Source organism: Sulfitobacter dubius (genome assembly GCF_027214245.1).
In the GTDB taxonomy this organism is placed as follows: Bacteria; Pseudomonadota; Alphaproteobacteria; order Rhodobacterales; family Rhodobacteraceae; genus Sulfitobacter; species Sulfitobacter dubius_A.
The window spans coordinates 258979-272771 of the sequence record NZ_JAPWHM010000004.1 but is presented as its reverse complement, the minus strand read 5'-3'; the positions used below and the strand labels follow the sequence as shown (position 1 = coordinate 272771).

Below are 13793 nucleotides of genomic sequence, written 5' to 3'. Positions count from 1 at the left end.
ATGTATCGTTTCACGCTCTCCGCTGCCATTCTCGCCTCTGCCGCATCGCCGCTTTGGGCGGATGTGCCCGCAGTCGCCACGGATATCGCGCCGGTTCACGCGCTGGTGTCTCAGGTGATGGAAGGGGTCGGCACGCCTGACCTCATCGTGCCGCCGCGCAGTTCGCCACATGGCTATGCGATGCGCCCTTCCGAGGCGCGGGCGCTGAGCGGGGCGGACTTGGTCGTCTGGGTCGGCCCGTTGTTGACCCCTTGGCTGGCCGATCCGCTGGAATCTCTGGCCAGCAGCGCGAGCCATCTGGCTTTGATGGAGCAACCGGGCACCCGCGTATTGGCGTTCCGTGAGGGGGCGACATTCGAAACCCATGTTCACGGCGATGAAGACCACGGGGCGGAGGAGCATCCCGAAAAGGGGGATGATCACGACGCCCATGGTGACGAGGCGCATGAGGAGCATGACCACGACGGGCACGGTCACGCAGGACATGACGACGCAGGACATGACGCGCCAGCGCCTGACGAAGACCATGACGATCACGGGCATGATGGGGCTCACGCGCATAGCGGTGTTGACCCGCATGTCTGGCTTGACCCGCAGAACGGGCAGCTTTGGTTGGGTCAGATCGCCGAAGCACTTGCCGAGCTAGACCCCGACAACGCTGCACAGTACCGTGAGAACGCCGCCGCAGCGCAGACCGAGCTTGCCGCCTTGGAAGAGGACATCGCCGAGACCCTCGCCCCAGTCAAAGACCGCCCCTTCATCGTTTTCCATGATGCCTACCACTATTTCGAAGCGCGTTTTGACATTGAAGCACGCGGCGCCATCAGCGAGAATGACGCCCGCGCGCCCGGCGCGGCGCGGGTTTCTGAACTGCGCGACTTGGTGGCCGAGAGCGGCGCGAAATGCGTCTTTGCCGAGCCGCAGTTCAACCCCGGCCTCATTGCCGCGGTGACCGAAGGGCAGGGCACCGGGACCGGCACGCTCGACCCGCTGGGGGCTGATCTGGAACCGGGCGCTGCGCTCTATGCCGATCTGCTGCGCGGCATGGCAGAGAGCATGGCCGCTTGCCTGTCGGATTGAGCCTAGCGCCGAAACGAAAAAGTGGTGCAGCCGGGGAAGCTGCACCACATCTTACATGCTAAAATAACTTTTATAGAATTCTGATCAGACGGCGATTTTACCGCCGCCTTCTTTGGTGATGACAACCACCGCCGGGCGCGGAGGCATCTTGGGGTCGAAGTCGGGCCAGCGGGTGGCCGGGTCTTCGAAGGTGCTTTCCCGCTCAAAGCCGGGGATGTCCTTGGTCCCGTCCGTACCGGGGTGTTGCACCGCGACGAAGAGCGTCTCTCCATCTTCGGTAAAGTAGGGGCCGCACATCTCACCGCCCACGGGGCAACGGAAGAAGAGTTTTGAGGTGCCGCGCGCCTCGCCCTCGGTCTCCAGCGCGTAGAGCCCGTCGGATTTGCCGGTCTTGCCCCAGCCGCTGCCCTGATCGGTGCTGATCCAGAGCCGCCCGTCGGCGTCCATCGCGGCGTTGTCGGGGCTGCCGAACCAGCCGTTTTCCGAAGTTTCAGGGTTCCACTGCGCGCCGACCTCGGCAATCTTTGGATCACCGCATTGCACGAGGATCGACCAAGTGCCGTTGGTGGCGGCGTGGTCAGCCTCGGCCTCTTTGATCTCGATGATATGGCCAAAGCTGCTTTCGGGGCGCGGGTTTGCGGCGTTGGTGTCGCCTTCCTTGCGCTTGGTGTTGTTGGTCAGCAGGACATAGGCCGTTCCATCGCCGCGCGGCTGCGCGTCTTCGGGGCGGTCCATGGGGGTGGCCCCCAAAAGGTCAGCGGCCAGACGCGTGTCGATCATCACGTCGCCTTGGTCGTTAAAGCCGTTCTTGGCGGTCAGCGGTCCGGAGCCATGCACCAGCGGCAGCCAGTTGATCGTGCCATCCTCTTCAAACCGCGCGACATAGAGCGTGCCATCGTCGAGTAGGGTGCCATTGGCGGCGGGGTCTTCGGACACGGTTCCGGCAGAGACGTATTTGTACTGATAGTCAAAGCGGTTGTCGTCGCCCATATAGACCACCAGCTTGCCATCTTTGCTGACCGTGGTCTCGGCGCCCTCATGGCGGAAACGGCCCAGAGCGGTGCGTTTGACGGGGGTTGAGGTCGGGTCCATTGGGTCAACCTCAACCACCCAGCCGAACTTGTTGGGCATGTTCGGCTCGGCATCCACGTTGAAGCGGTCGTGTTTCTGGCCCCAAGCGTACCACATGCCCGGCACACCGTAGCGGTCCCAAGATTTCTCTTCCGCGGCACCGGTGATGTCGGGCTTGCCGTCGGCATCCAGTTTGTCCGTCCAGAAATAGCCGTGGAAGTTCTCTTCGGCCATCAGCCATGTGCCCCAAGGGGTCAGCCCGCCCGCGCAGTTGTTAAGCGTGCCGATGACCTTGGTGCCACTGGGGTCGTCGTTGGTTTTCAGCCGCGCGTGACCGGCGGCAGGGCCGCTCAGCGTCATGGCGGTGTCGAGGGGGGTGATACGGCGGTTCATCTTGCCGTCGCGCACCACCTGCCATTTGCCCGCATCGTCGCGGGCGATCTCGACCACAGAGCCGCCGTGGGCGGCCATCTCGATGTCGATCAGCTCAGGCGTCATGCCTTTGAAGTCGACTTTGTCCTGACGGCCCAGACCGGGGAACATGACCTCTTCGTTGGTGTATTCGTGGTTCACGCAGAGCAGCCCGCGGCTACCTTCCTCGTTCAGGGGCACGAAACCGACGTAGTCGTTGTTATAGCCGAACTGTTTCGACTGCGCGGCGGCGGTTTGGTTCATCACGTCGAATTCCGGCGCGTCGGCGGTGATCGGATCGCCCCACCGCAACAGGATCTGCGCATCATAGCCGGGGGCGACGTGGTGGGTCTCATCATTGCCCCACGCCAGCTCGTCAAAGACATAGCGGCTCTCGGCGGCATTGGCCTTGGACGGGGCGATGGCGGCAGCACTGCCGAAAAGTGCTGTGGTGGCGGAAATCCCAAGCATGCCGCGCAGGATGTCGCGGCGGCCATAGCGGGCGTTGATCACATCACCGATGGTGCGCGACAGGTTTGCGTTGGTGGGGATGTCGTCAAAGGCCTCAAAGGCTTCGGCCTTGTTGCCGATGGCGGGGTCATTGAGGATATCGCGGCGGGTCATCATGCTTCCTTTGGTGACTTGGCTGGCCCCCATCTGCACCATGACTGTCACGGTTTTATGACGCGTCAGACGGCGCTGCGGCGAAATCCTACGATGAGTTGGCGCAGACCCAATGCGGCCCCGGCAAAGATCGACGCCAAGGTCACAGGTCCGCTGAAGGCCAAGACCGATATGGCGGAGATGCCTTGCCCGATGGTGCAGCCCATGGCGATCACCGCGCCTGCGCCCATAAGCCCCGCGCCGAATATCTGGCGGCGCAGCTCGCGCGGGTCTTCGCAGGCTTCCCAGCGGAAATGCCCCTGCCAAAGCGAACCCAGAAAGGCCCCGACCCAGACCCCGGCGACCGAGCCGATGCCAAAGCTGAGCGGACGGACCGACCCCTGCATCGCATAGAGCAGTGTCTCTCCCACGGGGGCGGCATAGCTGTGAGACATAAGCGTCTGGGTGCCAAAGCCGGTCTGTGCAAGCCACGCCGTGCCCGCCCAACCTGAGACGATGGCGAGCCCGGCGATCACGCTCCAGAAAACCATTCGAAAATCGCGGCGAAAGCTGCGGGCGCTCAGCATAAGGGCACATATCACCATCCCCAAAGCCACGCCGATCATGGCCACCGATCCGCCTGTGAGTCCGGAAAGCGCATGGGCGATGCCATCGGGCGGACCTACGTTCAATTGCCGGGGGAAGAGGAGCACACGCGCCGGGGCGAGAGGGCCAGAGAGCACGGCAAAGGCTGCCAGCCCCATGACCACCACGATGACAAAAGCGCGCAGATCACCCCCGCCAAGCCGCGCCAATGCGCCAAAGCCGCAGGTGCCCGCCAGCGCCATGCCGTAGCCAAAGATCAGCCCGCCAAAGATCGCAGGCGCCCATGAGAAGGCGATGGTCAGGTGAAAGGCGCGGTCGATGTTGATCAGACCAAATCCGCTAAGGGTAAAACTGCCCAGCATCGCCACACCGATCGCCAAGCCCCACATCCGCATCCGGTGGCTGGAGCCGCCGTAGAGCAGGTCTTCGATCGCGCCCAAAGTGCAGAACCGCCCCAATCGTGCGGCAAGGCCCAGCAATACGCCGCCCAATCCGCCCAAGAGGGCGGCGGTGAGCGGCTGGCCCAGAAGCTCAATCATCCTTGCAGAATAATTCGTAGACCAGTTCCAGCATTTTGCGGGGCCGGTCATCGGCAAGCCGGTAGTAGATTGTTTTGCCATCACGACGGGGGGTCACCAGCCCTTCGAGCCTGAGGCGCGACAGTTGCTGCGATACGGCCGCCTGCCGGGTCGAAAGCAGCGCCTCTAGCTCGCTCACGGACTTCTCTCCCGAAACGAGGTGACACAGGATCATCAACCGCCCCTCATGGCTGATCGCTTTGAGAAAATTTGACGCGGTCACGGCGTTGGTCAGCATCCGGTCCATGTCCTCTTCGGACATGTCGGGGGTAATCACGGGCAGGGCTGTCATTCGGTCAGTTCCTCGAAATCAGTCTTGTCGCGTAATAGCATATTTAGCATCGGCCAGAAAAATTCCGCTCCGGGGTAGCCTTCGAGACGGCCCAGTTCGGCGTCATCATCAACCAGCAGGAAGGTCGGCGTAAAGACCACCGCGCGCTGGGGGGTGACGCTATCCTCGACCGCCGAGATGTCGACGCGGCGCAGCGGGGCGAATTCACCTTCGGCTGTTTTGGGGTAGGCAGGGGCGATCTCTTCATCCCAGCGCTCACAATAGATGCAGCCGGGCTGTTCGACCATGACCAGTTCCACCGCCAAGGCGGGCAGGGCGGTTAGGGCCGCGAGGCTCAGGGCGGTTACTGTGCGGATCATTGGCTTGCCTGATTGACGTTTGGACAACACTCAACGTAATTTGAATATGTGAATTGTTCAAGCGCGGCGACATGTGTCGGCGCAGGCAGGGGGTAACATGTTCGACATCACCTATGCGGGCGCGCTTCTGGCGGGGCTGCTCAGCTTCTTTACCCCCTGTATTCTGCCGATGGTGCCGTTCTATCTGAGCTATATGGCAGGGCTCAGCGTGACCGAATTGCGCGGCGACGGCGCGATTGCGCCAGGGGCGCAGCGGCGGCTGGTGTTGTCATCGGTGCTCTTTGCGCTTGGGGTGACGACGATCTTTGTGCTGCTGGGTATGGGGGCCACGGCCTTGGGGCAGGTGTTTACCCAATACCTTGAACCGCTGAGCTGGGTGGCGGCGGCGATCCTGCTGGTCTTTGGTCTGCATTTTCTAGGCGTCATCAAAGTGCCGCTCCTTTACCGCGAAGCGCGGCTGGAGGGCGGTGGCAAGCCCACGTCGATCTGGGGCGCCTATGTGATGGGGCTGGCCTTTGGCTTTGGCTGGACGCCCTGCGTTGGCCCGGCGCTGGCGGCGATCTTGATGATTGCCTCGGGCATGGGCGACATCACGCATGGGGGGCTGTTGCTGGCCGCTTATGGCGCGGGGATGACCGCGCCCTTCGTGGTGGCCGCGCTTTTCGCCAAGCCGTTCCTCATCTGGGCGGCGCGGCATATGGCGCTGGTGCAAAAGGTCGAGAAGGCGATGGGGGTCATGCTGATCCTCTTTGCCGTGCTGATCGTGACAGGCGGGGTGCAATTGATCGCGGATGCGATGATCCGTTGGTTCCCCAGCTTCACGACGTTAGGGTAACCGCAACAAGGAGGAGGACGCCAAGATGATTATCTCAAGGATAGGGGCCGCAGTGGCGGCAGCGGTGCTGGCTTGGCCATTGGCCGCGGCGGAACTGGGCGACGACGGTCTGCACAAGACGCCGTGGATGCGCGACACCTTCAAAGACCTGCGCGAGGATTTGGAGGAGGCCAACGCCGAAGATAAGCGCCTGATGCTGATGTTTGAACAGCGCGGCTGCATCTACTGCACCAAGATGCATGAGGAGGTCTATCCCGCCCCCGAAATCGGCGGCTACATCGAAGAGAATTACTTCGTCGTGCAGCTCAACCTGCATGGGGACATCGAAGTGACCGATTTCGATGGTGAGACCCTCTCGGAAAAGCAAATGGCGCGGAAATGGGGGATTCTCTTTACCCCGACGCTGATGTTCTTGCCCCAAGAGGTGGCCGAAGACGCGACCGCGCCGCAGGCGGCGGTGGCGGTGATGCCGGGTGCCTTTGGCAAGGGCACGACGCTGGATATGCTGACTTGGGTCAATGAAGAACGTTATGCGCTTGAAAGCGAGGAGGATTTCCAACGCTACCACGCGCGGATGATCCAAGAGCGCAACAATGGCAGCACGGATTAACCCGTGAAATACAGCGGCGCGGATGTAAAGCTATTCAAAAGTTTGAATTTGTTGTTGCGCCGCGCCGCATCCCTGTCTTAGGGTCAGGTAAACCGGATCACACATCACCGTGATCGGCACTGGGAGGAAGTTTTCGATGATGAGATGGATCGCCGCCGCAATTGTGTCGGGCGCGCCTGTTCTGGCCGCCGCTGAAACCGTGGCACCTGCCGACGTGACCTATGATGATTACGGTTCGGTTGAACAATCGCTGACCGGCACGCCGGGGGATGCTGCCAATGGTGCCGCCATCGTTGGCAACAAGAAGGCTGGCAACTGCGTGGCCTGTCACCAGTTGGATGCGCTGAGCGATGTGCCCTTTCAAGGGGAGATCGGCCCGATGCTCGACGGGGCGGGCGACCGCTGGTCAGAGGCAGAGCTGCGCGGCATCGTCGCCAACAGCAAAATGACCTTCGAAGGCTCGATGATGCCCTCCTACTACAAGACAAGCGGATATATCCGCCCCGGCGACGGGTTCACCGGCAAGGCCGGGTCTGAGCCGCTGCCGCCTCTGTTGGATGCTCAGCAGATCGAAGATATCGTGGCTTTCTTGGTCACGTTGAAAGAGTAACGCCGAGGCTTCGCGGCCTAGGGGCGGCGGACGGCTCGACAGATCATCGCGGTCAGCGCACCGCGGCAATGAAATAACGGCGCAGAGCGTCGCTGACGCATAAGGAGATGAGAGATGAACTTCTCAAGACGTGAAACTTTCGGCCTCGGCCTTGGAGCCGTGGCGCTGACCATGCTGCCCGTGGGGGCTTCTGCCGCCACGGTTGACGAGCTGATTGCGGAATTCACCGGCGGGGCCGATATGGCCGACACCGGCGTGACCCTGACTGCGCCTGAGATCGCGGAAAATGGCAACACCGTGCCAATCTCGGTCGAAGCGCCCGGCGCCTCGGCGATCATGGTGCTGGCCACCGGCAACCCGACCCCGCCCGTGGGCACCTTTAACTTTGGCCCCTTGGCCGGTTCGCGCAGTGCCTCCACCCGCATTCGTTTGGCCACGACCCAAGACGTTGTCGCCATCGCCAAGCTGGAAGATGGCACCTTTGCCCGCACCAGCGCAGAGATCAAAGTCACAATCGGCGGCTGCGGCGGCTAAGCCCGCGCGCCCCAATTTTTAGGAGTTTTCAAAATGGCAGAAGGTGTAACCCCTCGCGTCAAAGTGCCGAAAAAAGCCGAGGCAGGTGAGGTCATCACGATCAAGACCCTGATCAGCCACCCGATGGAATCGGGCCAGCGCAAAGACGGCGACGGCAATGTCATCCCGCGTTCGATCATCAACCGCTTCACAGCCGAGTTCAACGGCGAGAGCGTGATCGACGTGAAGATGGAACCGGCGATGTCGACCAACCCCTATTTCGAATTTGACGCTACCGTGCCAGAGGCCGGCGACTTCAAATTCACGTGGTACGATGACGACGGTTCGGTCTACGAAGAAGTCAAATCCATCACGGTTGGCTGACCCCGCGTCAGCCAGCACCGTGCGTGGAACAGGGAGGAAAGACATGAAATTCAAGGCAATGACCGCGGTCGCGGCGCTTTTGGTGGCCGCCCCCATGCTGGGGATGGCCGATGAGGAGGCCGAGCTTGTCGTCAACGGCGAGATCGAGATGGTGACCAAGACCGATGCGCCTGCGCATCTTGACGGGGCTTTGCCGGAAATCATGTCTGGCTGGCGCTTCCGCTCGGATGAGACGCAGCAAACGCAAATGGACGATTTCGATAACCCCGGCATGATCTTTGTCGACCAGGCCCAAGCGGTGTGGGACACGGCAGAGGGCAGCGAGGGCAAGTCCTGCGCGTCCTGTCACAATGACGTGGAATCGATGGAAGGCGTCCGCGCCGTCTATCCCAAATGGAACGAAGAGGCGGGCGAAGTTCGCACGTTGGCGATGCAGATCAACGACTGCCGCGAGACCCAGATGGGCGCCGAGCCGTGGAAATACGACGGCGGCGACATGACCGCGATGGAGGCGCTGATCTCGGTCCAGTCGCGCGGCATGCCGGTCAACGTGGCCATCGACGGCCCGGCCCAGAGCGTTTGGGAGCAGGGCAAGGAGATGTACTACACCCGCTACGGCCAGTTGGAGCTGAGCTGCGCCAATTGCCATGAGGACAACTACGGCAACATGATCCGCGCCGACCATCTGAGCCAAGGTCAGATCAACGGCTTTCCGGTCTATCGCTTGAAGAACACCAAGCTCAACAGCAGCCACGCCCGTTTCAAAGGCTGTATCCGCGACACTCGGGCCGAGACCTTTAGCCCCGGTAGCCCCGAGTTCGTGGCGCTTGAGCTTTACGTCGCCAGCCGCGGCAACGGCCTGTCGGTCGAAGCGCCTTCGGTGCGTAACTGATTTAACATCCGGGCTTCTTGCCTGACATGATCCCGCCCCCCAAACCGGGGGCGGGGCCTTTCCCTGTTTTTAAGTGCTGGAGCGTAACATGCTGTCTCGCCGTGATTTTCTGCAAATGTCCATGGCTGCGGCCTCCATCTACGGCGGCTCGGGCTTCGGCAGCTGGGCGCGGCTGGCGGCGCAGGACCGCTTCGATCAGGACGCGCTTCTGGAGTTTGAGAAGTTCGGCAATGTCACTTTGATGCATGTCACCGACATCCACGCGCAACTGAAACCGATCTATTTCCGCGAGCCATCGGTCAACATCGGCGTCGGCGAGAACCGCGGCAAGGTGCCCCATATCACCGGCGAGGAGTTTCGCATCCGCTACGGCATCGGCGGCGGCACGCCTTTGGACTACGCACTGACCTATGACGATTTCGTCGCCCATGCGCAGGCCTACGGCAAGGTCGGTGGGCTCGACCGCGTGGCGACTGTGCTGAACGCCATCCGCGCCGACCGGCCCGACGCGCTGCTTTTGGACGGCGGGGATACGTGGCACGGCTCGATGACCTGTCTCAAGACCCAAGGTCAGGACATGGTCAACGTGATGAACGCGCTGAAGCCCGATGCGATGACCTTCCACTGGGAGTTTACGCTGGGGTCTGAGCGGGTGCAGGAGATCGTGCAGGGGTTGCCCTTCTCGGCGCTTGGCCAAAACATCTTTGACGCGGAATGGGATGAGCCTGCCGAACTGTTCAAACCCTATGAGTTCTTCGAGCGCGGCGGCGTGAAGATCGCCGTGATCGGGCAGGCCTTTCCTTACATGCCCATCGCCAATCCCGGCTGGATGTTCCCTGAATACTCCTTTGGCATCCGCGACGAGCATATGCAGGAGATGGTCGACGAAGTCCGAGCGCAGGGGGCGGAATTGGTCGTCTGTCTGAGCCACAATGGCTTTGATGTCGACAAGAAAATGGCCGGCATCGTCAAGGGGATCGACGTGATCCTCTCGGGCCATACCCATGACGCGCTGCCCGAGCCCGTGCTGGTGGGGCAGACGCATATCATCGCCTCGGGTTCGAACGGGAAATTCGTTTCCCGCGTGGATCTGGACGTGCGCGACGGCAAGATGATGGGCATCCGGCACAAGCTGATCCCGATCTTCTCCGACCTCATTACGCCCGATGCCGAGGTGGCAAAGCTGATCGACGCGCAGCGCGCGCCTTATCTGGATGAGTTGACTCATGTGGTCGGGCAGTCGGATGCGCTGCTGTACCGTCGCGGCAACTTCAACGGCACTTGGGATGACCTCATCTGCGACGCGCTGCTGAGCGAGCGCGATGCCGAGATCGCGCTCAGCCCCGGTGTGCGGTGGGGCCCATCGATCCTGCCGGGGCAGGACATCACCCGCGAAGATATCTTTAACGTCACCTCGATGACCTATCCCAATGCCTACCGCACGGAAATGACCGGCGAATTCCTGAAGGTCGTGCTGGAGGACGTGGGCGACAACCTGTTCAACCCCGACCCCTATTACCAGCAGGGCGGCGACATGGTCCGCGTTGGCGGCATGGGCTTCAAGATGGACATCGCCAAGCCGCAGGGTGAGCGGATCAGCGATATGACCCTGCTCAGTTCCGGTGAGCCGATTGATCCGTCGCGCAGCTATGTCGTCGCCGGATGGGCCTCGGTCAACGAGGGCACCGAAGGGCCGCCGATCTGGGATGTGGTGGAAAGCCATATCGCCAAATTGGGAACAGTTTCCGATGGCGCACGCACGCCGGCGGAAATCGTTCTGCCAGACTGAGAAAAAGCAGAATAGGGGTTCTCACGCGGTAACAAATTCAATAAAATGAATTTGAATATGTGAGGGCCACGACATGACTGACGAAAATCAAACTGGGCCATCGCGCCGTGCCTTTCTAACGGGGGCAGGGGCGGCGGCTGCGGGGACGCTGGCAGGCCGCGCCAGCGCTCAAACGGACCCGGCGATTGCCATTCACCCATGGATGCAGGAGCTGGGCGACGGCGTTGACGCCGCACCCTATGGGATGCCATCGCCGCATGAGGCAGATGTGAAACGCCGCACCGTGGAGTGGCTCACCGCAGATCCGGTGAGTTCGATCAATTTCACGCCGCTGCATGACCTCGATGGGACGATCACCCCCAATGGTCTGTGTTTCGAGCGTCACCACTCTGGCGTCGCCCGCGTTGATCCGGCCCAGCATCGGTTGATGATCCACGGGTTGGTCGACAAACCCTTGGTGCTGACCATGGAAGACCTCAAACGGTTTCCCCGGCAGAACCACGTCTACTTCCTTGAATGTGCAGCGAATTCCGGGATGGAGTGGCGCGGCTCACAGCTTAACGGGTGTCAGTTCACCCATGGTATGATCCATAACGTCATGTATACCGGCGTGCCGCTGCGGCTGGTGCTGGAAGAGGCGGGGATCAAGCCCGAAGGCAAGTGGCTGCTTGCCGAAGGGGCCGATGCCGCCGCCATGACCCGCTCGATCCCGATGGAAAAGGCGCTCGACGATTGTCTCGTCGCCTTCAAGATGAACGGTGAAGCGCTGCGCCCCGAACAGGGCTACCCGGTGCGCCTCGTGGTGCCCGGCTGGGAGGGCAACATGTGGGTCAAATGGCTGCGGCGGCTCGAAGTCGGTGACCAGCCTTGGCATCACCGCGAAGAAACCAGCAAATACACCGACCTCATGGCCGACGGCGTGGCGCGCCGCTTTACCTGGGAGATGGACGCGAAATCGGTCATCACCAGCCCCAGCCCGCAGGCGCCGATCACCCATGGGCCGGGACCGACCGTTCTGACCGGTCTGGCGTGGTCCGGGCGGGGCACGATCCCGCGAGTCGATGTGACCATCGACGGTGGAATCACTTGGCAGGAGGCACGGATGGACGGGCCGAGCACGCCCAAAGCGCTGCACCGCTTCTATTACGACTTTGTATGGGACGGAAAACCGTTGCTGCTGCAAAGCCGCGCGCATGACAGCACCGGCTATGTCCAGCCCAACAAAAATGCCCTGCGCGAGATCCGGGGCGAGAATTCGATCTACCACAACAACGGCATCCAGACTTGGGCTGTTGACGCTGACGGAAAGGCCGAAAATGTCGAGATTTCTTAAATTCGCGTTGCTGGCCAGCGCCATGGCCAGCCCCCTTGCCGCCGAGCCTTTGGGCCTTGGCCGCGCCGCCACGCCCGAGGAAATCGCCCTTTGGGACATCGACGTGCGCCCCGACGGTCTGGGCCTGCCTGCGGGCAGCGGCGACGTGATGACCGGCGATAAAATCTACACCGAGAAATGCTCGGCCTGTCACGGGGTCTTTGGCGAAGGCACGGGCCGCTGGCCGGTGCTGGCGGGCGGGCAGGGCAGCCTGTCCGATGCACGTCCCGTCAAGACGATCGGCAGCTATTGGCCATATCTTTCAACGGTTTACGACTATGTGAACCGCGCCATGCCCTTTGGCAACGCGCAGTCGCTGACCGATGATGAGGTCTATGCGATCACGGCCTATCTGCTCTATCTCAACGATGAGGTGGACGAGGATTTCGTGCTCTCTTCGGACAACTTTGCCGAAGCGCGTCTGCCGAATGAGGAGGCCTTCAAACCCGACGATCGGGCCGAAGTGGAGCTTGTGGCCTTTAAAGAAGAGCCCTGCATGACCGACTGCAAATCATCGGTCGAAATCACCATGCGCGCCGCTGTGCTGGATGTGACGCCCGAAGAAACCGCCGCCAAAGCCGCCGCCAAGGCCGAAGAGGCGCAAGCCGCAGAGCCCACCCCCGAAGCGCCGCCCGCCGAGGCACCGGCGGTTGAGGTCGCCGAGGCTCCTGCCGCCGACCCGGCGCTGATCAAAGCGGGCGAAAAGGTGTTCCGCAAATGCAAATCCTGCCACCAGATCGGCGCCAAGGCCAAGAACCGCGTCGGCCCGGTGCTGAACGGCATCGTGGATGGCCCAGCGGGTGCGGTCGATGACTTCCGGTACTCCAAACCGATGGCAGCCGCAGCCGAGGCAGCTCTGGTCTGGACCGAGAGCGAGCTCAGCGCATTTTTGGGCAACCCCAAGGGCTATATGAAGGGCACGAAAATGTCCTTCCCCGGTGTGCGCAAAGAAGAAGACATCGCCGCGCTGATCGCCTACCTGCGTGATGCGTCGGAGTGATTGAGGCGATTAGAGAAAACTGACGTGCCTGCCCCCCTTGAACCCCCATACCGGGGGGACTAATCTCTGGGTAACAGTTTTGCGGGTATGGTCCCGCGAACAGGAACTGAGGCAGGCACGCATGAACGATCCGATCAACACCTATATGAATACGCTTGTCCCGATGGTGGTTGAGCAAACCAGCCGGGGCGAGCGGTCCTACGACATCTTCTCGCGCTTGCTGAAAGAACGGATTATTTTCGTCAACGGCCCGATCCACAGCGGGATGAGCCATCTGGTCGTCGCCCAGCTGCTGCACCTTGAGGCGGAGAACCCGACCAAGGAAATCAGCATGTACATCAACTCGCCCGGCGGCGAAGTGACGGCGGGCCTGTCGATCTACGACACGATGCAATACATCAAACCCAAGGTCTCGACCTTGATTTGCGGCATGGCGGCCTCGATGGGGTCGGTCATCGCGATTGGCGGCGAAAAGGGCATGCGTTTCGCGCTGCCCAATGCCGAAGTGATGATCCACCAGCCGTCCGGCGGCTCGCAGGGCATGGCCGAAGATATCCTGATCTCGGCCCGCCATATCGAGCGGACCCGCGAGCGGATGTACCAGCTTTACGTCAAACACTCCGGCCAGCCGCTGGAGACCGTTCAAAAAGCGCTCGACCGTGATCTTTGGATGACTCCCGAAGAAGCCAAAGAATGGGGCCATTTGGACGAGATCGTCGAAAGCCGTGGCAAGGCCGATGATGCCGCCGCCAGCGGTAAGGGCAAGAAAGACAAATAATAGAGGGGCC

Annotated in this window: 15 protein-coding genes; 11 read left to right on the top strand and 4 right to left on the bottom strand. The window is 61.7% G+C overall.

All coding sequences use genetic code 11. From position 1 onward, the window contains the following. A complete protein-coding gene (locus O4H31_RS11420; protein ID WP_269345872.1) occupies window positions 1-1080 on the top strand; it encodes a zinc ABC transporter substrate-binding protein in 1080 nt (359 codons plus the stop codon). 84 nt (window positions 1081-1164) lie between these two features. Here O4H31_RS11420 and O4H31_RS11415 read toward each other — a convergent pair whose 3' ends face one another. From O4H31_RS11415 to O4H31_RS11400, 4 genes are all read right to left on the bottom strand, one after another. Further along, on the bottom strand, window positions 1165-3186 hold the full coding sequence (locus O4H31_RS11415) for a PhoX family protein (protein ID WP_269345870.1): 2022 nt from the start codon (window positions 3184-3186) through the stop codon (window positions 1165-1167). Window positions 3187-3251: 65 nt separating this feature from the next. Beyond that, on the bottom strand, window positions 3252-4310 hold the full coding sequence (locus O4H31_RS11410) for a YeeE/YedE family protein (RefSeq protein ID WP_269345868.1): 1059 nt from the start codon (window positions 4308-4310) through the stop codon (window positions 3252-3254). Then, window positions 4303-4641 carry an ArsR/SmtB family transcription factor gene (locus tag O4H31_RS11405; protein ID WP_243260815.1) on the bottom strand — a complete coding sequence of 113 codons (339 nt, stop codon included), beginning with the start codon at window positions 4639-4641 and terminating at the stop codon, window positions 4303-4305. Before O4H31_RS11405 ends, O4H31_RS11410 begins: the two co-directional genes overlap by 8 nt. Then, complete coding sequence (locus O4H31_RS11400) at window positions 4638-5000, bottom strand: hypothetical protein (protein ID WP_269345865.1); 363 nt, start codon at window positions 4998-5000, stop codon at window positions 4638-4640. The genes O4H31_RS11405 and O4H31_RS11400 overlap by 4 nt, the downstream gene beginning before the upstream one ends. Before the next feature lie 97 nt (window positions 5001-5097). On the opposite strand from O4H31_RS11400, the gene O4H31_RS11395 reads away from it, so the two are divergent. The 10 genes from O4H31_RS11395 to O4H31_RS11350 all read left to right on the top strand — a co-directional run bounded on the left by O4H31_RS11395 (window position 5098) and on the right by O4H31_RS11350 (window position 13783). Further along, entirely contained in the window at window positions 5098-5835 is a 738-nt protein-coding gene (locus tag O4H31_RS11395; RefSeq protein WP_269345863.1) for a cytochrome c biogenesis CcdA family protein, read from the top strand. Between the two features lie 25 nt (window positions 5836-5860). Beyond that, on the top strand, window positions 5861-6445 hold the full coding sequence (locus O4H31_RS11390; RefSeq protein ID WP_269345861.1) for a thioredoxin family protein: 585 nt from the start codon (window positions 5861-5863) through the stop codon (window positions 6443-6445). 136 nt (window positions 6446-6581) lie between these two features. Then, window positions 6582-7055, top strand: a complete 474-nt coding sequence (gene soxX / locus O4H31_RS11385; RefSeq protein ID WP_208604006.1) for a sulfur oxidation c-type cytochrome SoxX — start codon at window positions 6582-6584, stop codon at window positions 7053-7055. Window positions 7056-7169: 114 nt separating this feature from the next. Then, window positions 7170-7589: a thiosulfate oxidation carrier protein SoxY gene (gene soxY / locus O4H31_RS11380; protein WP_067628363.1), complete on the top strand. Its 420-nt coding sequence runs from the start codon at window positions 7170-7172 to the stop codon at window positions 7587-7589. A 33-nt stretch (window positions 7590-7622) separates the two neighbouring features. Further along, entirely contained in the window at window positions 7623-7952 is a 330-nt protein-coding gene (gene soxZ / locus O4H31_RS11375; protein ID WP_067941571.1) for a thiosulfate oxidation carrier complex protein SoxZ, read from the top strand. 43 nt (window positions 7953-7995) lie between these two features. Continuing rightward, window positions 7996-8844: a sulfur oxidation c-type cytochrome SoxA gene (gene soxA, locus O4H31_RS11370; protein ID WP_269345855.1), complete on the top strand. Its 849-nt coding sequence runs from the start codon at window positions 7996-7998 to the stop codon at window positions 8842-8844. A gap of 88 nt (window positions 8845-8932) precedes the next feature. Then, complete coding sequence (soxB, locus tag O4H31_RS11365) at window positions 8933-10633, top strand: thiosulfohydrolase SoxB (protein ID WP_269345852.1); 1701 nt, start codon at window positions 8933-8935, stop codon at window positions 10631-10633. 73 nt (window positions 10634-10706) lie between these two features. Beyond that, on the top strand, window positions 10707-11966 hold the full coding sequence (soxC, locus tag O4H31_RS11360) for a sulfite dehydrogenase (RefSeq protein ID WP_269345850.1): 1260 nt from the start codon (window positions 10707-10709) through the stop codon (window positions 11964-11966). After that, the gene (locus O4H31_RS11355; protein ID WP_269345849.1) at window positions 11950-13005 is read left to right on the top strand and encodes a c-type cytochrome; all 1056 of its coding nucleotides are present in this window, start codon (window positions 11950-11952) and stop codon (window positions 13003-13005) included. Before soxC ends, O4H31_RS11355 begins: the two co-directional genes overlap by 17 nt. Before the next feature lie 121 nt (window positions 13006-13126). Continuing rightward, window positions 13127-13783 carry an ATP-dependent Clp protease proteolytic subunit gene (locus O4H31_RS11350; RefSeq protein ID WP_067628353.1) on the top strand — a complete coding sequence of 219 codons (657 nt, stop codon included), beginning with the start codon at window positions 13127-13129 and terminating at the stop codon, window positions 13781-13783. Window positions 13784-13793 lie beyond the last annotated feature (10 nt).